The sequence below is a fragment of the Heyndrickxia coagulans 36D1 genome (assembly GCF_000169195.2).
In the GTDB taxonomy this organism is placed as follows: domain Bacteria; phylum Bacillota; class Bacilli; order Bacillales; family Bacillaceae_C; genus Weizmannia; species Weizmannia faecalis.
This window is the reverse complement of record NC_016023.1, coordinates 1,515,628-1,540,564: the sequence shown is the minus strand read 5'-3', so window position 1 is coordinate 1,540,564 and position 24,937 is coordinate 1,515,628. Positions and strand designations below refer to the sequence as shown.

The following is a 24,937-nucleotide window of genomic DNA, read 5'->3' as shown; positions in this document are numbered from 1 at the left end:
CCTCCAATATTGTATAATCCAGGACAACTTATAGCCTTTTCTCCCGTAATAACTGATTGCTGATCACGATTCTTTGAATTTCACTTGTTCCTTCATAAATTTGCGTAATTTTCGCATCACGCATGAACCGCTCAACCGGATAATCTTCCGTGTATCCGTATCCGCCGAAAATTTGCACGGCTTCAATCGCTGTATCAACAGCTGTTTGCGAAGCGAGCAGTTTGGCCATCGCCGCTTCTTTTTTGCAGTCGAGACCGTTGCTCCGCAAAAAGGCTGCCCGGTAGAGAAGTAGTTTGCTGGCTTCAATGTTTGTTGCCATGTCGGCAAGTTTAAAACCGGTTCCCTCAAATGCATGGATGGGTTTTCCGAACTGGCGCCGGTTTTTTGCGTATTGAAGCGCCCGTTCATATGCGCCTTCCGCAATTCCGAGGGCCTGGGCCGCAATCCCGATCCGGCCGGCATCCAGCACCGCCATCGCGATCTTAAATCCTTCCCCTTCTTCCCCAAGCCGGTTCTCAGCCGGAACTTGCAGATTTTCAAAGTGAAGTTGGACGGTTTTTGACCCGTGAAGCCCCATTTTTTTCTCGTCCTTGCCGACCCGGAAACCCGGCATGGTCTTTTCAACAATGAAAGCGGTTATGTTTCCGTCTTCCGTGCGGGCGAATACAATATATGTATCCGCCTCGCCGCCGTTTGTAATGAACATTTTTGAACCATTGAGCACATAATGCCTGCCCTGTTTTACCGCTCTTGTTTTCAAATTTTTCGCATCTGACCCCGCTTCGGCTTCCGTCAGGCAAAAAGCCCCCAGGTACTCCCCGCTTGCAAGCTTTGGCAAATATTTTTGTTTTTGCGCTTCGCTTCCGAAATATAAAATCGGCGCGGTCCCAACGGATGAATGGACGGAAAGAATGACGCCGATCGTCGCGCTGGCTTTGGACAGTTCATGAACAGCCAGAACGTAAGCAGTAAAATCCAGTCCCGCACCGCCATATGTTTCCGGAATGGTGATGCCCATCAGACCAAGGGTTGCCATTTTTCCAAGTATTTCACGCGGGAACACGCCGCGCTCCATGTCGCCCGTAGCCGGCAAAATTTCGTTTTCCGCAAAATCCCGTACGGTTTTCTTTAGCAAAAGCTGTTCTTCCGTAAAATGAAAATCCATGATAAGGCCCCCTTTTCCGGGTGGTCATACACGTTGAAGTTTTATTGCACTTCGATCATGACGGCATCACCCTGGCCGCCGCCGGAGCAGATGGCTGCAATTCCGGTCCCGCCGCCGCGCCGTTTCAGCTCGTATGCAAGGGTTAAAATAATGCGCGTGCCGCTTGCGCCGATCGGATGGCCTAACGCAACCGCGCCGCCGTTTACATTCACCTTTTCCAAATCGAGTTGTGCGATTTTGCTGCTGGCAAGCGCCACTGCGGCAAATGCTTCATTGATTTCAAACAAATCAATGTCATCGAGCTTTCTTCCTGTTTTTTTCAAGATTTCGTTGATCACAAGCCCTGGTGTCTGCGGAAAATGCTGCGCTTCCACCGCCACTTCTGCATGCGCCACAATATTTGCAAGCGGTTCCAATCCTGCTTTTGCAGCCCGTTCAGCGCTCATTAACACGAGTGCTGCTGCCCCGTCATTCACGCCTGGTGCATTGCCGGCCGTAATGGTGCCGTCTTTGTCAAAAGCAGGCGGCAGCTGGGACAGTTTTTCAAGCGTCGTATCCGCGCGCGGCGGCTCATCCTGTTCAACAAGCAGTGCAGGACCTTTTCTTTGCGGGATTTCTACCGGAACAATTTCTTCGGCAAACTTGCCGGAATGGATCGCTTCCAATGCTTTCTGGTGGCTTCTTAATGCCCAGCGGTCCTGAAAATCGCGGGTCAGCCCGAACGCTTCCGCCGTACGGTTTCCGTATGTGCCCATATGGACGCCGGAAAATGCGCAGATGAGTCCGTCATGGGTCATCATGTCTTTCAGCTGGACATCGCCCATTTTCAATCCCCATCTTGCCTTGGGCAGGAAGTAAGGCGCGTTCGACATCGACTCCATCCCGCCGGCTACAATAACTTCCCCGTCTCCCGAGCGGATGATCTGGTCCGCCATGGTCACGCTCCTCATGCCGGAAGCACACACTTTATTCATCGTTTCCGTTTTGACATGCCACGGAATGCCGGCGTGCCTTGCCGCCTGCCGGGATGGGAGTTGCCCCTGGCCGCCCTGCAGGACATTCCCCATAATCACTTCATCTACTTCCCCGTTTTCAACGCCTGCTTTTTCCAATGCATGCCGGATCGCAATCCCGCCTAACGCGGACGCCGGAAGTGCAGCCAGTTTTCCCCCGAATTTCCCAAATGGCGTACGCGCCCCATCGATGATCACCGTGTTCAACCAACTTCTCCCCTTTTACAATGGATTTATGATAAGCGCCGGCCATTTGCGCGAACGCTAATCATCGTTCATTCATCGTTCCTTTGCCATTCGTTGCTAAAATTGTGGCGAGCCTCGTATGAACGAAAAGCGCCTCCCAATCGAGCGAACGCTCAATCATCTTTCATTCATGGCCCTTTGCCATTCGCTGCCAAACAGCAGTGAGCCTTGCCACACTGTGTGATTTATGAAAAGCGCCAGCAATTTGCGTGAACCCTTCATTCTCCAAAACATTTGTTTTCCTGTACGATCTGCGAAAAAAACGGCGGAGAATCTACCCAAACTTTTACATATCCGTTCCCCGCCGTTTTTGCGCAGATGATTTGCCGGTTTAAATACAACTGTTTTTCCTGCCGTGCATCCGTTTCGCAGCGGCATCACCCGCTTAAGAAACTGCAGCCGTCTGACCCGGCGCCCCGCAGACCGAACGTTCCAGAATTTCAGCGACATCCAGGGTTTTCACAGTGTCTTCCACTTCTTTCGCTTTTGTGCCATCAGAAAGCATTGTCAGGCAGTACGGGCATTCCGTGCTGATGACTGTTGGATTCACAGCAAGCGCCTGTTCCGTCCGCGCCACATTAATCCGGTGCCCGGTATCTTCTTCCGTCCACATTAGCCCGCCGCCGGCCCCGCAGCACATCGCTGTTTCTCGGTTCCGTTCCATTTCTACAAGCTTTACGCCCGGGATCATTTTTAAAATGTCACGCGGCTGGTTATAAATATCATTGTACCTGCCGAGGTAGCAGGAATCATGGAAGGTAACCGTTTCATTGACTTCGTATTTCGGCTTTAAGCGCCCTTCTTTCAGCAGCTCGTAAAGCACTTCGGTATGATGGTACACTTCCCCTTCAAAGCCAAAATCTTTATATTCTTTCTTAAATGTATTGTATGCATGCGGATCGATCGTCACGATTTTTTTCACGCCGTTCTTTGTAAACTCGGCGATGTTCTGGCCGGCCAGTTCCTGGAATAAAAACTCATTGCCAAGCCTGCGTGCCGTGTCTCCGGAGTTTTTCTCCTTGTTGCCGAGAATGGCGAATTTCACGCCCGCTTCATTCAGCAGTTTCGCAAACGACTGCGCGATTTTCTGGCTGCGGCTGTCGTAAGACCCCATTGATCCGACCCAGAATAAATATTCGAATTCCTCATCTGCTTTCTTCATTTCTTTGACCGTCTTGACCTCGATATCTTCGCGCCCTTCACGCCACGACTCGCGCTCTTTCCGGTTCAGCCCCCAAGGATTGCCCTGACGTTCGATATTTTGAATCGCCCGCTGTGCATCCGGTTTCATTTTTCCTTCCGTCAAAACGAGATAGCGCCGCAAATCGATGATTTTATCGACATGTTCGTTCATAACCGGGCACTGGTCTTCGCAATTCCGGCAAGTCGTGCATGCCCAGATCTCTTCTTCTGTTATGACATCGCCGATCAGGCTCGGATTATAATCGAGTGCTGCAGCTGCCTCTTCCGCCCCGCGGGTTGCACTTTCCCGGGCGAGCCGGTTACCTGTCGTGTTGGCAAAAGCAAATGCCGGAACCCACGGTGCTTTAGACGTAACGGCCGCGCCGTAGTTGGTCAAATGGTCCCTTAATTTAATGATCAAGTCCATCGGTGAAAGCATTTTCCCTGTTCCGGTTGCCGGGCACATATTCGTGCAGCGGCCGCATTCCACACAGGCGTAAAGATCGACAAGCTGAAGCTGCGTGAAGTCCTCGATTTTGCCGACGCCGAAACTTTCCTGCGATTCGTCTTCAAAATCGATCGGCCGTAATTTCCCGGTATCCCCGAGCCGGTTTAGATACACATTCGCAGGCCCTGCAATCAAGTGGGCATGCTTTGACTGCGGAATATAGACAAGGAAAGTAAGCAGCAGCAACAGATGGATCCACCATGCCACGTAAAACACAACAGCCGCTGCAGTTGGCCCGATCCAATGAAAGGCCGCTGCAATCCCGGCTGCCACCGGTTCCGTCCATGACGGCTCCTCAAAGTGCCAAATGATTTCCATGCCGCCCCCGACCAGGACAGAAACCATTAGCCCGCCGATAAAGATGAGCACAAGCCCCGCTTTAAAATCACGTTTTAAGCGGACGAGCTTCTCAATGTAGCGGCGGTAAAACGCCCAGCCGACCGCAAATAAAATGACGAGCGTGACGATTTCCTGAAAGAAAGTAAATCCGGGGTAAAGCGGCCCGAGCGGCAAGTGTGAACCCGGCGCAAGCCCCTTCCATATGAAATCAATCGCGCCGAACTGGACGAGAATAAACCCGTAAAACATCATCACATGGATGGCGCCGCTCTTTTTATCCTTGAGCAGTTTTTTCTGTCCGAAAACGTATACCCATATTTTTTTGAGCCGCGCCTTGACATTGTTGTCGAATTCCTGTTTTTTCCCCAACTTGATATACTGGATCCTTGTCCTTACCAAATACACAAAAAGGCCGATGCCGTAAGCGGTTACAGACAGGAACAACAGCCAGTTCAACCATAATAAGATGTGCATTTTTCTCCCGACGCTCCCTTCATTCATTTATGCTCGCACAAAAAAGCAGGTAATTTTCCGAATCTTGCTTACCTATATTATATAATGAATGAGCATTCAGTCAATCCTTTTTTCTTTATTTTTTTTATTTCTTTGTGCCTGTTTCCGGCTTTTGTAAGTAGAATCGGCCGCATTTGGGGAAGAATAAAGATACGACTCAGCCACGGAAAAAATCGATTGAAGCGGGGAAAAAAGATATGGTTTTGCTCTTATTCCTTTCTGCCATCATCCTACTCATCATCTGGCTTTTCACCGATTACACGCTTGGGAAAAGGCATTTCTGCAAACATTGCAAACAGCACCAATATCCCGTACGGCACGGGGATTTTACTGTTTTTACCAGCGGAGAAGATCTGTTTCCCCACTACTTTTCCGATATCCTTCATGCCAAAAAAAGCGTATACGTCCTGTTTTATATTGTAAAAAATGATGAAATCAGCCGTGAATTTTTCAGCCTGCTCGCAAAAAAAGCGCGTGAAGGGAAAGAAGTAAAAGTATTGCTCGATTGGGCGGGCAGCCGGAAGGTCACAAAACAGATGATTGCCCAGCTGAAAAACGCTGGCGCCTCGTTTGCCTTCAGCAACCGGCCGAAATTCCCTTTTTTCTTTTACACGCTCCAGCAGCGGAACCACCGAAAAATAACTGTCATTGATGGGGAGACAGGCTATCTTGGCGGTTTCAATGTAGGAAAAGATTATATCGATGGCAACAAGTCGCTTTCTCCTTGGCGGGATTACCATTTCCGCTTAACCGGCGGAAGTATCCGCGACTTGCAGCAGGAATTTATCAGAAACTGGGAAACGGCTACAGGGGAAAATATGCCGTTTAGAACGCCTCTCTCTCCCCATGAGGAGAAAAGCGGATGCCGCCACCGGATCATCCCGACTGCGGGCGATGAGCTTGAACGTCTGGTTTGCAGCCTGATTGAGGAAGCCCGCGAATCGATTTTTATCGGTTCCCCCTACTTTATCCCGACTCCGGCCATCCACAAAAAACTGGTGCAGGCTTTAGTGCGCGGCGTAAACGTCACAGTGCTCGCCCCGGATAAAGCGGACCATCCGCTTGTCAAAGAGGCCGCAAGCCGCTATTTCCGGCAGCTGCTTGATAATGGCGCAAACATTCATTTGTTCAAGCCCGGATTTTATCACGCGAAAATTATGATCATTGACCAGACCATCTGTGACATCGGAACGGCTAATTTTGACCGGCGCAGTGTCCGTTTAAACTTTGAAGTCAACTGTCTTGTATACGACAATGCGTTTATCCAAAAAATGTGTGCGGTCGTAAAGGAAGATATGCGCCACGCTGTCCCTCTTACAGCAGACGGCCTGAACCGCCCCGGATTGGCAACGAGGCTGGCCGAATGGGGTGTGAGGGCAATTGAAGGATTTTTGTGATGAAAGACCGGCTCTGAGCCAGTCGACGCGATCAGAAAAAATTTCCTTAGGAGGACTGGGGCACTGCCAGGCACAATAGGTGGTTAACAGCTAAACCAACGTTTTGGCCGTCCTTGAATACCATCTTGCCGTGCTTGTATCACATGCCCTTTTAAAAGCCATCACTGAACCCCAGGCATGCAGCTGAACGCTATCTTGCTGCTTGTATCCCATTTTGCTTTCCTTAAACCCAATAAACCATTGCGCACCAAAAAAAGCCGCCCCTGAACCCGCAAACGGATGGGGACGGCTTTTTTCTTTACATTTTTTCCGGTGCGGAAACGCCGATCAGCTGGAGCGCATTTTTCAGCGTTATTTGCACGGCCTTCACGAGGGCAAGGCGCGCTTTGGTAGCGTCCGCATGCGCCGGGTCGATCACTTTCACAGCATTGTAAAAGCTGTGGAAGTTGGCCGCAAGTTCGTTAATATAATTGGTAATGCGGTGCGGGATCCGCTTTTCGGCCGCTTCTGCAATCACCTGCGGGAATTCTCCAAGTTTTTTCAGGACATCCGTTTCTTTTTCAGACCGGATCACGGAAAAGTCGGCATGGGCATCTGTATCCGGCGCAAACCCTTTTTCTACCGCCTGGCGCAAAATGCTGCAAATACGGGCATGGGCATATTGTGCATAGTAAACCGGGTTTTCATTGGACTCTGAAACAGCAAGGTCAAGGTCAAAGTCCAAATGCGTATCCGAACTTCTCATCGCAAAGAAGTACCGGGTTGCATCGAGCCCGACTTCGTCAATGAGTTCACGCATCGTGACCGCTTTTCCGGTCCGCTTGCTCATTTTCATTTTTTCGCCGTTTTTATACAAGTGAACAAGCTGGATGATCTCCACTTCAAGATTGTCGCTGTTATAACCGAGCGCTTCCATGGCCGCTTTCATCCGCGGGATATAGCCGTGGTGGTCGGCGCCCCAAATATTGATCAACGTATCGAATCCGCGGTCAAATTTATCTTTATGGTAAGCAATATCCGGGGTCAAATACGTGTAAGTCCCGTCGTTTTTGATGAGCACGCGGTCTTTGTCGTCGCCGAAAGCCGTCGAGCGGAACCACGTTGCCCCGTCCTTTTCATAAATATGGCCTTTTTCGCGCATCAGCTTCAGCATTTCGTCGATTTTCCCGCTCTTGTAAAGAGACGTTTCCGAATACCAGACATCAAAACGAACGCGGAAATCTTCAAGGTCTTTTTTCAGTTTGGCCATTTCGTAATCAAGGCCGTACTGGCGGAAAAATTCGTAACGCGTTTTTTCATCCGTGTCCACAAATTTCCGGCCGTATTCATCGGCAAGTTTCTTTCCAAGGTCAATAATATCCTGCCCGTAATAGCCATCTGCCGGCATTTCCTTTTCAATCCCGAGCGCCTGGAAGTAGCGCGCTTCGACTGACAGTGCCAAATTGTGGATCTGGTTGCCGGCATCGTTGATATAGTATTCACGGGTCACCTCATACCCTGCTTTTTCTAAAATATTGCACAGTGAATCACCAACAGCGGCACCGCGCGCATGTCCGAGGTGGAGATCGCCGGTCGGGTTCGCCGATACGAATTCGACCTGGATTTTTTTACCTCCGCCGGCATCTGAACGGCCATAATCGGCGCCATCGTGAAGAATAGAAGGGATCAGCCGGGTCAAATACGTATTGTCCAAATAAAAATTGATAAAGCCGGGGCCTGCAATTTCCACTTTTTCAATCGAAGTTTTCGATTTGTCGATATGTTCGACAATCGCTTCCGCAATCTGGCGGGGTGCTTTTTTTGCCGTCCGCGCAAGCTGCATGGCAATGTTTGCAGCATAATCGCCGTGTGCTTTTTCTTTTGGCTTTTCCAGCACAATAGCCGGAATATCCGCTTCCGCAACCAAGCCGGTTTTCATCACCGCTTCTTTGATTTCCGTTTTCAGCGTTTCCTGCATTTGTTCCGCAATGTTCATTTTGCTGCTTGTACCTCCTCATAATGGATCTTCATTTTATATGTACCGACCGAATCCCCATGCATATAAAGCCTGTATCCGAGGGAAAGCTGCCCGGAAAGCGAGCCTGTGCGCGTGTGCACAATCTCATCTGCCGCCGCTTCAATCGGGAATTGGCCATAGCCGTTTTCGTAAGTCCCCGGGCGCCTTGAGCCTTCACGCAAATCAAGCCGCATGGAGACCGCACCGCTTCTCATTACAAGCGCCCTACCATTTGCCACTTTGACAACCGTATGAATTTTGCCGGCTTCCTGCACTTCCTCGTACTTTAAATAGGCCGAACCGCCTTTTTCATAATAATGGCCGAACAAAACCAGTTCGATCTTTTCCGCTTCTTCCTGGAAAATCTCCGTGGTCATATGTATTTTTACTGGGCAAGAAACGGTTTTCTCCGCCATTTTCCCACATCCTTTATTTCATCCATTATAACCTTTCCGGCGGAAAAATAATATGCGTACTCTCCTTATTTTATCATATATAACGAAGCTGCTCTCCCGCAAGCTTCACTTTAAAAACTCGGCACCGGCTGCGGGGGCAGGTGCCGGGTTTTCCGTTACTTCACCCAGCCAAGCATCATTTCGCGCACGAGCTTGCTAGCCGTATTGGCTGTTTGCTCAGAATGGTCGTATACAGGCGCCACTTCAACAAGATCACAACCGATGACATTCACGTTAGAACGGGCAATTGCATGAATCGATGCCAGCAGTTCTTTTGAGGTGATCCCGCCGGCATCAACCGTCCCTGTCCCCGGCGCAAAAGCCGGATCGAGCACATCAATATCGACCGTTACATACACATGGCGGCCGGAAAGCGCCGGCAACACTTTTTTGAGCGGCTCAAGCACTTCAAATTTTGCGATCTGCATGCCGTTTTTTTCCGCCCATTCAAATTCCTCTTTCAAGCCGGACCGGATACCGAATGAATACACATTCCGAGGTCCAATCAACTCCGCCGTTTTCCGGATCGGCGTCGCATGCGAAAGCGGCTCACCTTCATAATCCGTGCGCAAATCGGTATGGGCGTCAAAATGAATGACAGCAAGATCCGAGTATTTTTTATAAACGGCGCGGATCACCGGCCATGTCACCAAATGCTCGCCGCCGAGGCCGAACGGAAATTTCCCGTCGCCGAGCAATGTCCCAACATAATCCTCAATCATATCGAGGCTTTTTTGCGGATTGCCGAACGGCAGCGGCATATCGCCGGCATCAAAATAGCTGATTTCGGCAAGTTCCCGGTCAAGATACGGGCTGTATTCTTCAAGCCCGATTGAAACTTCCCGGATGCGCCCCGGACCGAACCTTGAACCCGGGCGGTAGCTGACTGTCCAGTCCATCGGCATGCCGTAAAGCACCACCCGGCTTTTTTCATAATCAGGGCTTGCCCCGATAAAAACATGGCCTGAATAAGCTTCATCAAATCTCATCTTTTTCTCCTCTTTTTCACAATTTCCGACACATGGAAAAAGTATAGTGAAATTCCGAAAAAAAGCAAGAATCTTTTTACAGCGGGCCCACTCTCTTCGGTATCCTTTTTTCGGTTCTGGTGTTTAAAATTTCCTTTCTTACTAAATACTAAGGAAATAAGGAGAAAAAGAGGTGCGGATGATGGAGACACAGACAACACCAAAGATCCGGAAAGCCAAATGGGGCCTGCGCCTGATGCTGTTTGCCCTGATTACTTTCGCCATCCTGCTGTCCGTCTTAACGGCAGCTGTCTATCTGTATGCAAAAATTCTCGGTCCGCCGCCGCTGTCCGTGCCGCAATCAACGCTGTATTATGCACAAAACGGCAAACAAATCGGCGAGTCGAACAGCGGCCAGCAAAGATACTGGGTGCCGCTTGACGGCATCTCCGAAAACGCTATTGACGCGACCATTTCAATCGAAGACCGCAACTTTTACCATCACCACGGTTTTGATTACCGGCGCATGGCCGGGGCGGTCGCTGCCGATATGAAAGCAATGGGAAAGGTGCAGGGTGCAAGCACCATTACCCAGCAATACGCCCGCAACTTGTTTTTAACGCTCGATAAAACATGGGAAAGAAAATTAAAGGAAGCGTTCTACACGATCCGGCTCGAGTCCAGCTACAGTAAAGACCGGATTCTGGAAGGCTATTTAAATACGATCAATTACGGACATGGAAAATACGGAATTGAAGCCGCAAGCCGGTACTATTTCGGAAAAAGCGCCAAACAGCTGACGCTTGCCGAAGCCGCCATGCTTGCCGGGATTCCGAACGGCCCAGGAGTCTACTCCCCTGTTATTTCGCCGGAAAAAGCGAAAAAACGGCAGCTTGCTGTTTTGCAATCGATGGTGAAAAACGGCTATATTACAAAAAAACAAGCAACAGCGGCCGCCAATGAAACGGTAAAAATCATGCAAAAAGCGGATCCGGATACAAACCGGATCGCCCCTTATTTCCAGGACCTTGTGAAAAAACAGCTGAAAACAAAACTCGGGTTTGATGACCGGACGATTGCGCTCGGGGGATTAAAAGTATATACCACCCTTGATGTGAAGCAGCAAAAAATTGCCGAAGAAACAGTGAAGGAAATCATTCCGGCATCTTCGCAAATCCAGCTCGGTTTTGCGGCAATCAATCCGAAAAACGGCTTCGTAACCGCACTTACCGGGGGCCGCGATTATGCGGAAAGTTCCTTTAACCGCGCCACACAGGCAACGCGCCAGCCCGGTTCCACCATGAAGCCGCTCCTTTATTATGCTGCATTGAACCACGGATTCACGCCGGCAACGATGCTCAAAAGCGAACCGACCGTTTTCCGGCCGGGCGGATCTTCATACAGGCCGCATAATTTCAACAGCCAATATGCCAATAGGGACATTACGATGATGCAGGCGCTCGCCGTTTCAGATAATATTTACGCCGTGAAAACCCATTTGCTGCTCGGGCAGGATGTGCTCGTTCAAACCGCAAAACAATTTGGCCTTACAACCCCGATGGAAAAAGTGCCGTCACTTGCGCTCGGCACATCCGGCGTGCACCTGCTCGATATGGTGAACGCCTACAGCCTGCTTGCAAACGGCGGCACTCAAAACGGGCCTGTTTTCATCACAAAAGTGGAAGATTATAAAGGTCACGTCCTGTATGCATACGACAAACATGAGAAAAAACGAGTGCTGGACAAAGCGGCGGCGTTTGTCACCTCGCAAATGATGACCGGTATGTTTGACAAGCGCCTGAACGGCTATGCCCGTGTCACCGGCGCCTCCATTGTCAAAAGCCTCACCCGCCCGTACGCCGGCAAATCCGGCTCCACCAACACGGACAGTTGGATGATCGGGTTTTCGCCCCAGCTTGTGTCAGGCGTTTGGGTCGGATACGACAACGGGCAGGAAATCACGTTGGCCGCCGACAAAATGTACGCCAAAAAAATATGGGCCCGGTTTATGGAAAAAGCACTTGCCGGGCGCCCTGCCGCGGAGTTTAAGCCGCCCAAAGGCGTAACCGGCGTTGAAATCGATCCTGAAACCGGGAAAATTGCAACCGAAAACTGCCCGGTGGCAAGGCTGACATACTTTATATCCGGTACCGAACCGGCCGAGCCCTGCAGCAAACATCCCGCAGCAGGAGAAAATGAGTTGTATCCGAAAAAGCACCGTAACTGGCTTGAAAAACTGTTCCCGTTTTTCTAAAAATAGCAAAAAGAAAGGCCTGGCCGCTTTGCGGTCAGGCCTTTCCTGCTCTTTCAATCCATCTTGAAATTCCGGCCGGTTCCTCGCACCAAAATGCACGGGGTCAGGCCTTTAATGCTTCTTTCAATTCATCGCTGGATAAATCCCACATCTCGCTGCTGTGGCCTTTTAAGAAATCCGCCAGCACCTTCTTGGACCGGTCATCCATATGGTCTACAATGATATGGCCCTTCATCGACTTGTCGAGGCGGTTGACATGTTCCGGCAGCGATTTGTAGCCGCGACGTTTTTCCTTGTTGACCACCATTTCGCAGGCTGTCACCCCGTGATAATAAGGGCCGTTTTCGCCGCGTTCAATTGTCACCCACACAAGCCAGTACGGTTTTGCCCCCTCTTCCGGGACTTCCGAACGGTCGGGGAAAAATCTCACCCGTTTTTCCACGGCGCTCCTTGCATGCATCGCCCCAATATCGACAACCGCCGTGCCTTCATTGACATCAATGATCACCGGCGAGACATTTTCAAGGTTCAGCGCCCCGGTGCCAAAACTTTTATGGCCGTCAGTCGGCGCATTTTTAATAATATTAAATTCTGCCTTTTTCTTTTTTTTAGCCATCTTGCACATCCCCTTTCTCTCAATGGCAATCTATCCGAATACGGAAACAATGGTCTGGAATCCCTTCATAATCGACGGAACCGCACTGTTAAGCAGCGGCGAGATCGTATACCGGCCAAGCGGCGTGACCAGCAGGACCAGAAATACAACGATGCTGTACTGCTCGTACTGCGTCAATTTTGCCCGTACCCCCGGCGAAACCAAATCTTCTATGATCCGGTACCCGTCCAGCGGCGGAAGCGGAATTAAATTAAAAATAAACAATACGAGATTCAGCCAGACAAAATAATTGAAAAAGGAAAGGACAAACCATGGCAGGCCTGCGCCAAGCCCGGTTGCCACCAGCACATAAAAGATGATTTCCCCGATAAACGCCATCAAAAAATTGCTGGCAGGGCCCGCAAAAGATACCGCCACCCCTGCCAGGCGCGGATTTTTGAAATGGTAGCGGTTTACCGGGACAGGGCGCGCCCAGCCGAAGCCGGCGACAAAAATAAGCAGCGCGCCGAGCGGGTCAATATGCTGCGCCGGGTTCAATGTCAGCCGTCCCTCGCGTTTGGCAGTCGGGTCGCCGCACAGATAAGCCGTATAAGCATGGGAAAATTCATGGACGGTAAAAGCAATGATCAACACCGCCGCGACAATCGGGATATCCCTCAACGGATATGCCAAAAACTGTTGTAATTGTTCCACGTACCGGTCTCCTTTAAAAACAATATATTGACTATAGTATACAAAATTTTCATTCGGTATTCACTTGTTTTAAAAGTGCCACTTGCAGGCGGGCAAAAAAGACTTTACAATTTTTATGAAATCATATAAAAGGAGATGCACCCGCATGCCATATGTAACCGTCAAAATGCTGGAAGGCCGTACAGACGAGCAAAAGAAAGCGCTGGTCGAAAAAGTAACGGCCGCAGTCAGCGAAACCGTAGACGCCCCGAAAGAAAACATTACCGTTTTCATTGAAGAAATGTCAAAAAACCATTATGCCATAGGCGGCGTCCGCAAAAGCGACGAATAGGGGATGAAAAATCGCTAAGCCTGCTGGACGGGCCTGGCGATTTTTTTCAATTTTTCTATGTAATCGTACGCCTCGTTGATTTCCTCCTCCGTATAACGCTGCTTCGCCTTTAATGTAAAGATTTTCTCCTTTACTTCCTCTTTCGGAAGCATATCAAAATACATGACGGTTGAAACGAGCTCAAGGAAACGCGCATTTTGCCCGTTCATTTCTGCCAGGCACGCATCCAGCCCTGGCAGATCCGGTTCGTACATTTCCAGAAATTCCCGGCCTTCGTCTGTTACCGTATACCGATATTGGACATATCCGCCTTTTTTCTCTTTTACTTCGTTTACAAACCCGAGGTTGGTCAGCTCCTCTACTTTGAGCGTCAACTCTTCAGAATACGGGCCGTAAAAATGAAACTCGAATTTTTCCTGAAACGGGAAAGATAATTTTTTTGCAATATAAATCATTTTTTGCAGCTTTTTACGCCCGACAATCTCTCCGCTTATGGCAAGCGCACCCATAATTTTTACATGATCTTCTAACACAAACCATTCACTCCTGACTAAATTTCCGAACTCCGGGGCAGTTTCAGCAAAGCAGCAATTTCCCTTTTCTTTTCCCCGTGTGTCGTTTCGTCTTCGATCAAATCAAGCGGAAAATACAATTTATGATCCGTCCTTCTTTTCCCCGAAATCGCGTCCACAATATCCGATTCCCTTGATAATTCTTTCAGGTCACCGTTTCGCATCAGCAAATTGATCGGCAGCCGCTCCCCTTCCTCGCCCGGCCGGTAAAAATCGTACGGAAGATCTGAAGACGAATCAATGACTAAATAATAGTTCGGGTCGATCCCGGCTTCTGCAAAAAGCTTTTCAAGCCGGCTGTGCACCTTAAATTCTTTTGCCGGGTCAAACTCAATGTATTTAAACAGATTCCGGTTTACAAAGCGGGCGCAAAGGTCCCGCAAAACCGGGTCATCTTCTTCCTGCCAAACTTCAATATAATACAGCATGACGTGCTCATCCAGCTTTAAATAATCATTCAGGCTGAGTCTACCTTCAAAAAGCGACTGGAAATGGCTGGGCCCGTGTTTGAACGGGTAACGGGCATCGTACAACGTTTTTGCGCGGTGCAAAATTTTTGTTAAAATCACTTCCGCGCTTCTTGTCACCGGGTGAAAATACACTTGCCAGTACATTTGGTAACGGCTTAAAATATAATCTTCGACCGCATGCATGCCGCTGTATTTAAAAACAGCCTGGTCTTCATGCGGGCGCATGACGCGGAGCAGCCGTTCAATGTCAAAATGGCCATAGCTGACCCCTGTATAATACGCATCGCGCAACAAATAATCCATCCGGTCCGCATCAAGCTGGCTTGAAATCAGGCTGACCACCAGCTTGTTTTCTGAAGTTTTCGCAATCACTTCCGCCACTTTTTTCGGGAAATTTCTGCCGACCCGCCGCAATACTTCATTGACTTCCGTCTCCCCGAGGATGATTTGCCTTGTAAACTCCTCATGGTCCATGCCAAACACTTTTTCAAACGAATGGGAAAACGGGCCGTGGCCAAGATCGTGCAAAAGCGCAGCGCAAAGCGACAGTAGCCTGTCCTTTCCGTTCCAATTCACCCGGTCTTTAAAAACATCATCTGTAATTCTCCTGACAATTTCATAGACGCCGAGTGAGTGGCTGAAACGGCTGTGTTCCGCCCCGTGGAAAGTCAGGTAAGTCGTGCCGAGCTGCCGGATCCGGCGCAATCGCTGGAACTCTTTTGTTCCGATCAAGTCCCAGATCACCCGGTCACGCACATGGACATAGCGGTGGACAGGGTCTTTAAACACTTTTTCCTCACTGAGCTTAAGTTTGGCGTATTCCATGCTTTACCCTCTTCCTGATGTCGTAATTCTATTATACCGGGACAGGTGCGAGAAAAAAAGGCTTGTAATATGCGGATAGGCAGCTTTTAAAATGTGGAGGTCGATTGAAAAGTTTGTTTTTTTTTTAAAATCCCAATAAAAGGGCGCATCTGCGAAAATGCGGGACTCCGCCCTTTCCATGCGTTGAACCAGGTATCAACGGCTGCATTAAAAGGGCGTATCCGTGAAAATGCGGGATGCTGCCCTTTCTATCTGTTGTATCAGGTTGCAATGGCTGCATTTTTTAAAACCTTTGCATTTAAAGCCACCAGAATCCTTGCCTAGGCAACCCAAATGGGCATTTTGGCTTCTCTCGTGTGCCTCCCGACTGTGTTGCTACAAGCAAAAATCCGTTTGCGCGCTAAAATTCTATTATTTTTTTACCATATTGGTATAAATTACGTGTTTTTTGTCCATTCTCTTAGTACAAACAAAAAATTTACATTTTGGGGGTAATGAGAATGAAATCACGTCAAGATGCGTGGAGCGAAGAAGATGATTTGTTGCTGGCGGAAACAGTGCTCCGCCACGTGCGCGAAGGAAGCACGCAGCTGAATGCATTTGAGGAAGTCGGCGATAAGCTGAACCGTACATCCGCCGCCTGCGGTTTCCGCTGGAATGCGGTTGTCCGCCATAACTACGAACAGGCGCTGCAGCTTGCAAAAAAACAGCGCAAACAACGCCAGCGCCTGCTTGGAAAAGACCAGGGCGGGAAAAAGAAACTGCTGTACCAGCCGCCGGTTCCAACACTCGAGGAAATTGGCGAAATACCGCTTGCTGAATTTCCGGAACAACCTGCTCCGGACGGGGAAGAAGCTGAAAACAGCAGCCCTCAAGTTTCCCAGGCGGCCGAAAACAGCGGGGAAATGAGCCTTGTCAAGGTCATCAGCTATCTGCAATACTTGAACAATACGCAATTCCAAAGCACGATTTTAAAAAGTGAGAATGCAAGATTGAAGCACGAAAACCAGGAATTGAAAAAGGAAACGGAAGAATTGAAAAAACGCGTCGAAGAGCTCGAAGAAGGTTCGGTTACCATGCAGGAAGACTACGAAACCTTGATGAAAATCATGAACCGCGCGAGAAAATACGTCCTTTTCGAAGAAGACGAAACCGGGGCAACCAAATTTAAAATGGACCGCAACGGCAATCTCGAAAAGCTGGCGGAATAAGTTTCGGGCGAGTAAACACAAACACCCATTGGGCGATGCATGCTCAATGGGTGTTTGGCGTGCAAGCCGGCAATCTCCCGGCTTTTGTTGCATGAAAGGATAATTGGGACGTTCCCTAGGTGCCTTTTGGCTTTTAAGATACTCTAGAGGACAGTTTGTTTGATTCACAGGCGCTTTTTGTCTTTTTGAGATGTTCTAAAAGACAGTTTGGACGCTAGCTAGGTTTCTTTTGGCTTTTTGAAACGTTCTAAAGGACAGTTTGGATGATTTCCAGGTGCGTTTTGGCTTTTTGAGGTATTCTAAAAGACAGTTTGGACGCTGTCAAGGTGTCTTTTGTCTTTTTGAGACGCTCTAAAGGACAATTGGCACGTTCCCCAAGCACCTTTTGGCTTTTTGAAACGTTCTAAAGGACAATTGGCACGTTCCCCAAGCGCCTTTTGGCTTTTTGAAACGTTCTAAGGGATAATTGGGCTGATTTCCAGGTGCGTTTTGTCTTTTTGATCTACTCTAAAGGGCCAAAACACATGGCAGAGGCGGATCTTTTGTCCAATTGGAAATCCTAATTGGACAGTTTAACATGACCCGCTTGTTCTTTTGTCTAATTGAAACTTCTATCGGGGGTCGGTTTGGCTGACACGAATGTTTTTTGCCTTTTTGAAATGCTCCTAAAAGGAAAGTTTGGTCGCCGTCCAAGTGTCTTTTTGGAGCCACGTCTTAAAAATGTCTTTCATTCGTTTTATGAAAGACAAAACAAAATCGCCTCAACCCCAAAATGTCCTTCATTCGTCCGATGAAAGACAAAAAATGATTGCCACCGCTTTAAAATGTCCTTCATCTTGTACATGAAAGACAATTGCCAACCAGCCGCGCTTCAAAATGTCTTTCATCCACTTTATGAAGGACAAAACAGAGACCATCTCTGACCCCAAATGTCTTTCATCCGCTCCATGAAGACCAAAACAAACTCACCATAACCCTAAAATGTCCTTCATTCACCCGATGAAGGACAAATCAAAGACAGCACAGAGCCCAAATGTCCTTCATCCGCTCCATGAAGACCAAAACAAACTCGCCATAACCCTAAAATGTCCTTCATTCACCCGATGAAGGACAAATCAAAGACAGCACAGAGCCCAAATGTCTTTCATCCGCTCCATGAAGGACAAAATAAAGTCGCCACAACCTCTAAATGTCCTTCACTCGCCTAATGAAAGACAAAAACGGGCTACCGCCACTTTAAAATGTCCTTCATCTCGCACATGAAAGACAATTGCCAACCAGCCGCGCTTCAAAATGTCTTTCATCCACTTTATGAAGGACAAAACAGAGACCATCTCCGACCCCAAATGTCTTTCATCCGCCCCATGAAGGACAAAATAAAGTCGCCACAACCTCTAAATGTCCTTCACTCGCCCAATGAAAGACAAAAACGGGCTACCGCCACTTTAAATTGTCCTTCATCTCGCACATGAAAGACAGCAGGCAACCGGCCACGTTTCAAAAATGTCTTTCCTCAGATCAGCAGGTGGCCCTTGATCGTTCATTCTTCACAAAAACCGTGCGTTTCTTTCCAGCATGCGTTCATAATATTTGCCGTACCATTCCGTTTCCTGTTCCGAAAGCGGGCGGGACACAAGCCGGCTCCCCAGCGTCTTCAGCGTTTGCAAAAGCCGCATGAACACATCCTGGACCGTGAGTGTTTCCTGTAAAAGCTCCGCCAAAGAAGCCATCACTTCAGGCCGGACACACGGGTATTGCAACTTTGTCTCCGCGCCCTGTTTTGCCCGCTCATAAAAATCCCGAACGAGTTCTGCCCTGTCGGCGCCGCTTCCCGTCACACACAAATAAATCTGGACGGCCACCCCTCTCCTGACCCGCCGCTGGGAGATGCCGGCGAATTTTTTCCCCCTAATGCTCAAATCATAGCTTCCCGGGCAGTACGAGCCTGCTATTTCCCCTGCTTCAATCACAACCGGAAAATCCGAAAACATCATTTGGACCAGCTTCCACATCGCTTCGTAACCGCGGTTGATATCCATCCCCTTTTCCGTATCCGGGACCACAAGCGAAATGTTCAGCACACCCGTATCCAAAACAACGGCAAGCCCGCCCGAATTACGGACAATATACCGGAACCCTCTATTTTTAAGAACGGCAAGCCCCTCCTCAAGAAAGGGCAATTTTGTATCCTGAATGCCAAGGCTGACGGTGTCGTGATGCACCCATGTCCGGACAACAGCCGGGGATGCGTTTGCCCCGACAGCGGTGCACAATGTGTCGTCCATCGCAAATGACTGGGCCGCTTCAAACTGCAGGCCCAACCCGGACTGGTCCATCACCCGCCACTCGGGCTGCTTCAGCAATTGCAGCGCTTCTTCCATGTTGATCCTTCCCCCATTTATTTTACTACTATCATATCATGACGGATTGACTACCAAAAAGCTGCGGCCGAAATCCCTTTACAATGGGGCTGAACCCATAAAAACTGCCCGGCCGCACTCCAATTCCGGGTGCCATCAAATTCAGCCCAACCTCCTTTTCTCCCCAAAATCTTCCATTATAAAATGGCTCCGCCCAGCATGCCGTATAAACCAGAAAAAAGGTTTGGCATCATCCAAAAGCCAAACCAAAAAAGGCGAGCATTCTAAGCCCTGGTGTGCAAGCTGGAAAAGAAGAGCCTCGGCCACATACCAAGGTCATTTTCCCCCGCAATGTCCCACAGCTTTACTTCCCTTTTCCGTTCGTACCCATTCTTTGCACATCGGTACACCCTTTTTTCGTTTTTGTTAAAAAAATCACAAAGCAGCCAGACGCAGACATTACCGGTAATTTGTCAGCCGGACACCTCCCAAAAAATCAACACGCCCTTCTACAAATGCTGTCCAACCAACCGACAAGACTGCTGTCACGGTTCAGATTCAGCCGGTTCAAACATATAAGGGATTCAGTATAGGGTTGAGATAAGAAGGCTGCTTTCCAGGAAAAAAACCTAAATAAAATGAACTTAAGTTTTTCGCGTCCAAAATTCATTACAATCAGGTTAGACATTGATTCTGGCAACACTGAAAAAATAATATTGGTTTGTTCAACTTATATAAGCCTCTTTTTTAGTTCTCCTCCCACCGCTGTCCATTCAACAGCCGGAAGCCTGGCAACTCCCTTACAAACTTTGTGCTGCGGAAATCAAAGCCAAATGATAAACATCTTCCGCATTGCAGCCGCGCGACAAATCGTTGACAGGCGCATTCAGCCCTTGCAAAATCGGACCGACTGCTTCAAAACCGCCAAGACGCTGGGCCATTTTATAACCGATATTCCCCGCATCCAGATTTGGAAAAATAAACACAGTTGCATTCCCCTGAATCACGGAATCCGGCGCTTTCTTTTGCGCCACAGCCGGCACATACGCGGCATCAAACTGCATCTCGCCGTCCATGACAAGCTCCGGATCGCGCTCTTTAGCCAATCGGACTGCCTGCGCCACTTTCTCCGTCTCATCGGAATGGGCGGAACCTCTTGTTGAAAAGCTCAACATCGCAATCCTCGGTTCAATATCAAATGTCCGGGCAGTTTTCGCGCTCTCCACGGCCGTTTCCGCCAAGTCTTGGCTGTCCGGTGAAATATTGATTGCACAATCGGCGAAAACAAATTTCTCTTCGCCCCTCACCATAATGAAAACGCCAGAAACTTTTTTCACGCCCGGTTTTGTTTTAATGATCTGCAATGCCGGCCGGACTGTATCTGCCGTTGAATGGATGGCACCGCTTACCAGACCGTCCGCTTTTTTCAAATAGACGAGCATGGTGCCGAAATAATTGACGTCTTTTAAAATTTGGCGCGCATCTTCCTCCGTCGCTTTGCCTTTTCTTCGTTCCACAAAAGCCTGCACCATTTCTTCAAAACCGGCATAGTCTTCCGGGTCATACACTGTAACGCCCTTGACAGAAACACCGATGGCCTGGGCTTTTGCCTGAATTTTATCCTTGTTCCCGATTAAAACCGGCCGGAGTACTTCATCGGCTGCAAACCGGGAGACGGCTGTTAAAACCCTTTCATCCGAACTTTCCGGAAAAACAATCGTTTTGTTATGTCCCCGCACTTTTTCTTTTATCCCGTCAAAAAATGTACTCACGCTCAACACTCCTCGTTTACGGTATCCATTTTAAGGATAATCCATTTTTCCGGAAAATCAAAGGCAAAAGAAGGCTTCTTTTAGACAATTTCGCGGTAGCCGTAATATTTTTTCCCTTTTCTAACCTGTGTTATAGTAAGGGAAGAGAAAAACATTTGGAGGGAAAAAAATGAGCGAAGCAGCAGAAACACTGGACGGCTGGTACTCACTGCATGATTTCCGTTCTCTCGACTGGGCGGGCTGGAAGGCGCTGCCTGCCGAGGAAAGGGATGCTACGGTGAAAGAATTCCGGCAATTTCTTCAGCAACTGGATGCCATCCAAAGCAAACACGAAGGGGCTTATGCTTTATATACCATCACCGGCCAGAAAGCCGACTTTGTTTTATGGACGATGCGGCCGGCCCTGGAAGACCTCGAAGAAATTGAAACAGCCTTTAATAAATTAAGGATTGCTGATTTTACCATTCCGGCATATTCGTACATCGGTGTAAATGAACTGAGCAACTATGTGCGCGGCGGGAAAGCGGACGAGTCTGCGTATGAAAATCCGCGTGTCCGCGAGCGCCTCTACCCGACATTGCCGAAATCCAAATACTTCTGTTTCTACCCGATGGATAAACGGCGCGAAGGCAATGACAACTGGTACATGCTGCCAATGGAGGAACGCAAGGAGTTAATGAAAAGCCACGGATTGATCGGCCGCAAATATGCCGGCAAGGTAAAACAATATATTCTCGGTTCCACCGGGCTTGACGACTACGAATGGGGTGTGGCTTTATTATCCGATGATGCCCTGCAGTTTAAAAAAATCGTCTATGAAATGCGGTTTGACGAAGCCAGCGCAAGGTACGGAGAATTCGGCCCGTTCTATGTCGGCAGCCTGCTTGACGAAGAACGGTTAACCTCCTATTTGCATATTGGTTAAGAAAAATCCTTCCAGCCTGCTGGAAGGATTTTTTCACGAGAGATCTTAAGCATAACCCGTTTCCGGCCGGCATACACATAAATGTAGTGAATGCCCTTGTTTTTTGTGCATTTTACAAAAACCAGGGCAGACCGATATGCAAAATGGAGGGGGAAATCAGTTGGAAAACGGCAATTACACACCGCCCGTATACGGATATCCTTATTATTACCGGCAGTCCGCACAGCCTTATTACGGAGGATATTATCCGCCGTACCAGGTTCCCGGGGGGCAGCAAGCGCAGGCACCCTCACAGAACCTGCCCGGCCAGCTTCCGCTTGAACAATCGTATATTGAAAATATTTTGCGGCTGAATAAAGGAAAACTGGTCACGCTGTACGCCACGTTTGAAAACAACCGGGAATGGAATGCTAAAGTGTTCAATGGCATTATTGAAGCTGCCGGACGGGACCATGTCATCCTTAGTGATCCGCAAACCGGGCAGCGTTATTTAATCCCGATGGTCTATGTTGATTACGTTGTCTTCTCTGAAGAAATCGAATATGAATACCCATATGGCAGCACAACGCAGGCCGGTCAGCCGCTGGCAACCTATCCGCCGCGGTGATCAGCGAAAGAAAAAACAGCTCCGAAACCGGGCTGTTTTTTCTTACATCCACTTTACCGCCGCTATAGCAAGCAGTATCCAGGAAGCAAGGAACGCGACGCCTCCGATTGGCGTAATCGCACCAAGCACACTGATTTTCGTTAAGCTTAAAACATAAAGGCTGCCGGAGAAAAGGACGATGCCAATCAGCATCAACCATCCTGACCAGCTGAGCAGTGCGGATGATTTGAGGATGCCGGAAAGAATGCCGATCGCAATCAACCCGAGCGCATGGTACATTTCATAACGGACGCCGGTCTCCCAAATATCCAGATACTTCTGATCCATGATCCCTTTCAACCCGTGGGCCCCAAAAGCCCCGAGCGCAACAGATATACACGCGTTCAGTGCTCCAAAAAAAACAAAAATATTCATGCGATGCACTCCCATTTTTTAATGTAAAACGCTGTAGAAGCTTAAAAACAAGTCAACATAAATGTTCATGATAAAAAGCTAGATACCATGATAGGTATACAAACCGTATAAGAAGCTGCAGAGAAGACAGGAACGCCCGCTTTGGTGGACGCTTGTTTCAATTGTTTGCGATTAAAAATCAAAAATAGAGTCTCCGTTTGCACCATCTTCCATTTTCAACGGCTCCGGTTTCAGCACCGTTTTCGGCACAGAAGGACTGGCAGGCAATGGCTCTTCTGGCTGTACCGCCTTTCCGCTTTCCAATAAAACTTCACACAAAGCTTTTACCGCATAGATATGCTCCCTGAATTGTTCCGCCGGCATTGCCTGTTTTGCCTTTGCCAATTCCTGCTCCATTTTTTCCAAAAGCATTTCCGTTGTAATGGCCATTTCCGCACCTCTGTTTAATTTCTATATAAAATAAATGAAATCTGTTGCCTACTGCAAAAAAGTATGAGCAATGAATATAAGTTTTTCCCCCAAGCCCGCGTTCCATTTGCACGATGACATTTTTTCCGAAGGCAACAGAACTGCGATATTTTATTCATTTTATATAGCCTGAAAATTTGTTTTCATCCCGCTGCTGTGATGCGTTCCCTGTAGCATAGGCGTCCAACCTGAAATTTGTAATCGCTAGGTTCATGACTTCCGATCGCATCATGGCTGCAGGGTGCCGGTCCTGACAATGTTTCCTTCCTTTGCTGGCCCGCATTTGTCGTTTGCTTACATTTATTTTAACAGAGGACAATTATCCGAACAATGCGGAACGCTGTCATACCTTGCAAAAAAATCGCCATGTTTCACGTGGAACATTGTCGGATTTCCGCGATGGAATGCGTTTTATATCTTTTCCTGTTCCGGCAGCTGCCAGTCGATCTCTTTTTCTTCCAACTTGCGCAAAATATTGTTGGTTTTTGAAAACGGACGGCTCCCGAAAAAACCGCGATGGGCGGACAACGGGCTTGGATGGGCAGCAGTTAAAACAAAATGTTTGTTGGTGTCGATCAGCGCTTTTTTGCTCTGCGCAGGCCTTCCCCATAACAGAAAAATGACAGGTGTTTCTTTCGCATTGATTTTCCGGATCACTTCGTCTGTAAAAATTTCCCATCCCATTCCTTGGTGTGAATGGGCCTGCCCTTCCCTGACAGTCAACACGGTGTTTAACAGCATCACGCCCTGCTTCGCCCAGCTGACCAAGCACCCGTGCTGCGGAATCCTGCATCCAACATCGTCATGTAGCTCTTTGAAAATATTCCGGAGCGAAGGGGGAATATCCACCCCCGGCTTTACTGAAAAACTAAGCCCGTGAGCCTGGCCCGGTCCGTGGTAAGGATCCTGGCCAAGGAGGACAACCTTAACATCCCGATAAGCCGTATAGTGAAAAGCATTAAAGATATCGAACATATCAGGATGGATTCGCTGTGTTGCATATTCTTTTTTGAGGAACTCCCTCAATTTTAAATAATATGGTTTTTGGAATTCCTCCTTTAAAAGCGGGCCCCAATCATTTTTAAAAATGTCCTTCATTTTATTTACAGCCCCTTTCTTTCCTATACTTTCATTTTATCAGTTTCCTTGTCCGGCGGCTGTAAAACTTTTCTTTGTTTAAGGACGGCAGGAAGCGGTTATATAAATGTCAAACAGTATCATCATTTTTCGGAAGGAGGAAGACAGGTGCATAAAGTAGAAGTGGTCGAAAACGGGCTCGAAGCGACGAAAAAGATAACAGAGTTTGAAAATGAAGGATTTGCGAAAGACAATATTTATATTTTCTCGCATGACAAAGACCGTTCAAAAGATTTAACCGACGCAACGGAAACGGGATCTGTCGGCATGGAAGAACAAGGAGTCATTGATTCGGTCGGCAATCTGTTCAGGGAGCGAGGGGATGAACTGCGTTCGAAAATGCAGTCGCTCGGACTGTCGGAGATGGAAGCCGTACAGTATGAAAAAGTACTCGACGAGGGGCGCGTTGTCGTCATCGCCACGGATAACCAGGAGGAGCCTGAACACCTGCTATAAAACCGGACCGGGCCGGCGTTCCTTAAGCCGGCTTTTTCTGCTTT

22 protein-coding genes are annotated in these 24,937 nt (G+C 48.6%); 7 read left to right on the top strand and 15 right to left on the bottom strand.

The genetic code is table 11. The annotated features are described in order from the left end of the window. Nucleotides 1-28 precede the first annotated feature (28 nt). From BCOA_RS24480 to BCOA_RS24470, 3 genes are all read right to left on the bottom strand, one after another. Complete coding sequence (locus tag BCOA_RS24480) at nt 29-1,165, bottom strand: acyl-CoA dehydrogenase (protein WP_014096729.1); 1,137 nt, start codon at nt 1,163-1,165, stop codon at nt 29-31. 41 nt (nt 1,166-1,206) lie between these two features. Next, nucleotides 1,207-2,385, bottom strand: a complete 1,179-nt coding sequence (locus tag BCOA_RS24475) for an acetyl-CoA C-acetyltransferase (RefSeq protein ID WP_014096728.1) — start codon at nt 2,383-2,385, stop codon at nt 1,207-1,209. Between the two features lie 424 nt (nt 2,386-2,809). Continuing rightward, entirely contained in the window at nt 2,810-4,927 is a 2,118-nt protein-coding gene (locus BCOA_RS24470) for a heterodisulfide reductase-related iron-sulfur binding cluster (protein ID WP_187287745.1), read from the bottom strand. Between the two features lie 236 nt (nt 4,928-5,163). On the opposite strand from BCOA_RS24470, the gene cls reads away from it, so the two are divergent. After that, entirely contained in the window at nt 5,164-6,363 is a 1,200-nt protein-coding gene (gene cls / locus BCOA_RS24465; RefSeq protein ID WP_014096726.1) for a cardiolipin synthase, read from the top strand. A gap of 298 nt (nt 6,364-6,661) precedes the next feature. Here cls and argS read toward each other — a convergent pair whose 3' ends face one another. The 3 genes from argS to speB all read right to left on the bottom strand — a co-directional run bounded on the left by argS (nt 6,662) and on the right by speB (nt 9,803). Then, entirely contained in the window at nt 6,662-8,338 is a 1,677-nt protein-coding gene (gene argS / locus BCOA_RS24460; RefSeq protein WP_014096725.1) for an arginine--tRNA ligase, read from the bottom strand. Next, entirely contained in the window at nt 8,335-8,775 is a 441-nt protein-coding gene (locus tag BCOA_RS24455) for a DUF1934 domain-containing protein (RefSeq protein WP_014096724.1), read from the bottom strand. The genes argS and BCOA_RS24455 overlap by 4 nt, the downstream gene beginning before the upstream one ends. Before the next feature lie 155 nt (nt 8,776-8,930). Beyond that, on the bottom strand, nt 8,931-9,803 hold the full coding sequence (speB, locus tag BCOA_RS24450; protein WP_014096723.1) for an agmatinase: 873 nt from the start codon (nt 9,801-9,803) through the stop codon (nt 8,931-8,933). 181 nt (nt 9,804-9,984) lie between these two features. On the opposite strand from speB, the gene BCOA_RS24445 reads away from it, so the two are divergent. Then, nucleotides 9,985-12,036: a transglycosylase domain-containing protein gene (locus BCOA_RS24445; protein ID WP_014096722.1), complete on the top strand. Its 2,052-nt coding sequence runs from the start codon at nt 9,985-9,987 to the stop codon at nt 12,034-12,036. A gap of 103 nt (nt 12,037-12,139) precedes the next feature. Here BCOA_RS24445 and BCOA_RS24440 read toward each other — a convergent pair whose 3' ends face one another. Both BCOA_RS24440 and BCOA_RS24435 read right to left on the bottom strand, forming a co-directional pair. After that, a complete protein-coding gene (locus BCOA_RS24440; protein ID WP_014096721.1) occupies nt 12,140-12,652 on the bottom strand; it encodes a YwhD family protein in 513 nt (170 codons plus the stop codon). A 30-nt stretch (nt 12,653-12,682) separates the two neighbouring features. Next, nucleotides 12,683-13,345 carry a site-2 protease family protein gene (locus BCOA_RS24435; protein WP_014096720.1) on the bottom strand — a complete coding sequence of 221 codons (663 nt, stop codon included), beginning with the start codon at nt 13,343-13,345 and terminating at the stop codon, nt 12,683-12,685. Between the two features lie 145 nt (nt 13,346-13,490). Here BCOA_RS24435 and BCOA_RS24430 point away from each other — a divergent pair, with 145 nt between their 5' ends. Beyond that, a complete protein-coding gene (locus tag BCOA_RS24430; protein WP_014096719.1) occupies nt 13,491-13,676 on the top strand; it encodes a 2-hydroxymuconate tautomerase in 186 nt (61 codons plus the stop codon). A 14-nt stretch (nt 13,677-13,690) separates the two neighbouring features. On the opposite strand, the gene BCOA_RS24425 is transcribed toward BCOA_RS24430, so the two are convergent. Then, nucleotides 13,691-14,209, bottom strand: coding sequence for a YwgA family protein (locus BCOA_RS24425; protein ID WP_014096718.1), 519 nt, complete (start codon nt 14,207-14,209; stop codon nt 13,691-13,693). A gap of 17 nt (nt 14,210-14,226) precedes the next feature. Continuing rightward, complete coding sequence (locus BCOA_RS24420; RefSeq protein ID WP_014096717.1) at nt 14,227-15,543, bottom strand: HD domain-containing protein; 1,317 nt, start codon at nt 15,541-15,543, stop codon at nt 14,227-14,229. A gap of 500 nt (nt 15,544-16,043) precedes the next feature. On the opposite strand from BCOA_RS24420, the gene BCOA_RS24415 reads away from it, so the two are divergent. Next, the gene (locus BCOA_RS24415; protein ID WP_014096716.1) at nt 16,044-16,754 is read left to right on the top strand and encodes an RsfA family transcriptional regulator; all 711 of its coding nucleotides are present in this window, start codon (nt 16,044-16,046) and stop codon (nt 16,752-16,754) included. 1,547 nt (nt 16,755-18,301) lie between these two features. Here the strand turns inward: BCOA_RS24415 and BCOA_RS24410 are convergent. Both BCOA_RS24410 and pta read right to left on the bottom strand, forming a co-directional pair. After that, nucleotides 18,302-19,135, bottom strand: coding sequence for a lipoate--protein ligase family protein (locus BCOA_RS24410; protein WP_014096715.1), 834 nt, complete (start codon nt 19,133-19,135; stop codon nt 18,302-18,304). A gap of 779 nt (nt 19,136-19,914) precedes the next feature. Next, nucleotides 19,915-20,886 (bottom strand): phosphate acetyltransferase, encoded by a 972-nt coding sequence (gene pta, locus BCOA_RS24405; protein ID WP_014096714.1) that lies wholly within the window; start codon nt 20,884-20,886, stop codon nt 19,915-19,917. 169 nt (nt 20,887-21,055) lie between these two features. On the opposite strand from pta, the gene hemQ reads away from it, so the two are divergent. Together hemQ and gerQ are read left to right on the top strand one after the other, a co-directional pair. Beyond that, a complete protein-coding gene (hemQ, locus tag BCOA_RS24400) occupies nt 21,056-21,811 on the top strand; it encodes a hydrogen peroxide-dependent heme synthase (protein WP_014096713.1) in 756 nt (251 codons plus the stop codon). 160 nt (nt 21,812-21,971) lie between these two features. Next, complete coding sequence (gene gerQ, locus BCOA_RS24395; protein ID WP_014096712.1) at nt 21,972-22,418, top strand: spore coat protein GerQ; 447 nt, start codon at nt 21,972-21,974, stop codon at nt 22,416-22,418. 42 nt (nt 22,419-22,460) lie between these two features. Here the strand turns inward: gerQ and BCOA_RS24390 are convergent, their stop codons facing one another. The 3 genes from BCOA_RS24390 to BCOA_RS24380 all read right to left on the bottom strand — a co-directional run bounded on the left by BCOA_RS24390 (nt 22,461) and on the right by BCOA_RS24380 (nt 24,398). Beyond that, a complete protein-coding gene (locus BCOA_RS24390; protein WP_014096711.1) occupies nt 22,461-22,832 on the bottom strand; it encodes a DUF423 domain-containing protein in 372 nt (123 codons plus the stop codon). A 171-nt stretch (nt 22,833-23,003) separates the two neighbouring features. Next, nucleotides 23,004-23,261, bottom strand: coding sequence for a YwdI family protein (locus BCOA_RS24385; RefSeq protein WP_014096710.1), 258 nt, complete (start codon nt 23,259-23,261; stop codon nt 23,004-23,006). 450 nt (nt 23,262-23,711) lie between these two features. Beyond that, entirely contained in the window at nt 23,712-24,398 is a 687-nt protein-coding gene (locus tag BCOA_RS24380) for a uracil-DNA glycosylase (protein WP_014096709.1), read from the bottom strand. A 147-nt stretch (nt 24,399-24,545) separates the two neighbouring features. Between BCOA_RS24380 and BCOA_RS24375 the strand changes: the two genes are divergently transcribed. Then, entirely contained in the window at nt 24,546-24,893 is a 348-nt protein-coding gene (locus tag BCOA_RS24375; protein WP_014096708.1) for a general stress protein, read from the top strand. Nucleotides 24,894-24,937 lie beyond the last annotated feature (44 nt).

Bases quoted from the DNA above. Each gene is read 5' to 3' on its own strand.
- BCOA_RS24430 (WP_014096719.1), top strand. From the start codon at position 13,491: ATGCCATATGTAACCGTCAAAATGCTGGAAGGCCGTACAGACGAGCAA.
- BCOA_RS24440 (WP_014096721.1), bottom strand. From the start codon at position 12,652: ATGGCTAAAAAAAAGAAAAAGGCAGAATTTAATATTATTAAAAATGCG.
- BCOA_RS24415 (WP_014096716.1), top strand. From the start codon at position 16,044: ATGAAATCACGTCAAGATGCGTGGAGCGAAGAAGATGATTTGTTGCTG.
- BCOA_RS24380 (WP_014096709.1), bottom strand. From the start codon at position 24,398: ATGAAGGACATTTTTAAAAATGATTGGGGCCCGCTTTTAAAGGAGGAA.
- argS (WP_014096725.1), bottom strand. From the start codon at position 8,338: ATGAACATTGCGGAACAAATGCAGGAAACGCTGAAAACGGAAATCAAA.
- BCOA_RS24470 (WP_187287745.1), bottom strand. From the start codon at position 4,927: ATGCACATCTTATTATGGTTGAACTGGCTGTTGTTCCTGTCTGTAACC.
- BCOA_RS24390 (WP_014096711.1), bottom strand. From the start codon at position 22,832: ATGAATATTTTTGTTTTTTTTGGAGCACTGAACGCGTGTATATCTGTT.
- BCOA_RS24410 (WP_014096715.1), bottom strand. From the start codon at position 19,135: ATGGAAGAAGCGCTGCAATTGCTGAAGCAGCCCGAGTGGCGGGTGATG.
- BCOA_RS24455 (WP_014096724.1), bottom strand. From the start codon at position 8,775: ATGGCGGAGAAAACCGTTTCTTGCCCAGTAAAAATACATATGACCACG.
- speB (WP_014096723.1), bottom strand. From the start codon at position 9,803: ATGAGATTTGATGAAGCTTATTCAGGCCATGTTTTTATCGGGGCAAGC.
- BCOA_RS24420 (WP_014096717.1), bottom strand. From the start codon at position 15,543: ATGGAATACGCCAAACTTAAGCTCAGTGAGGAAAAAGTGTTTAAAGAC.
- cls (WP_014096726.1), top strand. From the start codon at position 5,164: ATGGTTTTGCTCTTATTCCTTTCTGCCATCATCCTACTCATCATCTGG.
- BCOA_RS24385 (WP_014096710.1), bottom strand. From the start codon at position 23,261: ATGGCCATTACAACGGAAATGCTTTTGGAAAAAATGGAGCAGGAATTG.
- BCOA_RS24445 (WP_014096722.1), top strand. From the start codon at position 9,985: ATGGAGACACAGACAACACCAAAGATCCGGAAAGCCAAATGGGGCCTG.
- BCOA_RS24480 (WP_014096729.1), bottom strand. From the start codon at position 1,165: ATGGATTTTCATTTTACGGAAGAACAGCTTTTGCTAAAGAAAACCGTA.
- hemQ (WP_014096713.1), top strand. From the start codon at position 21,056: ATGAGCGAAGCAGCAGAAACACTGGACGGCTGGTACTCACTGCATGAT.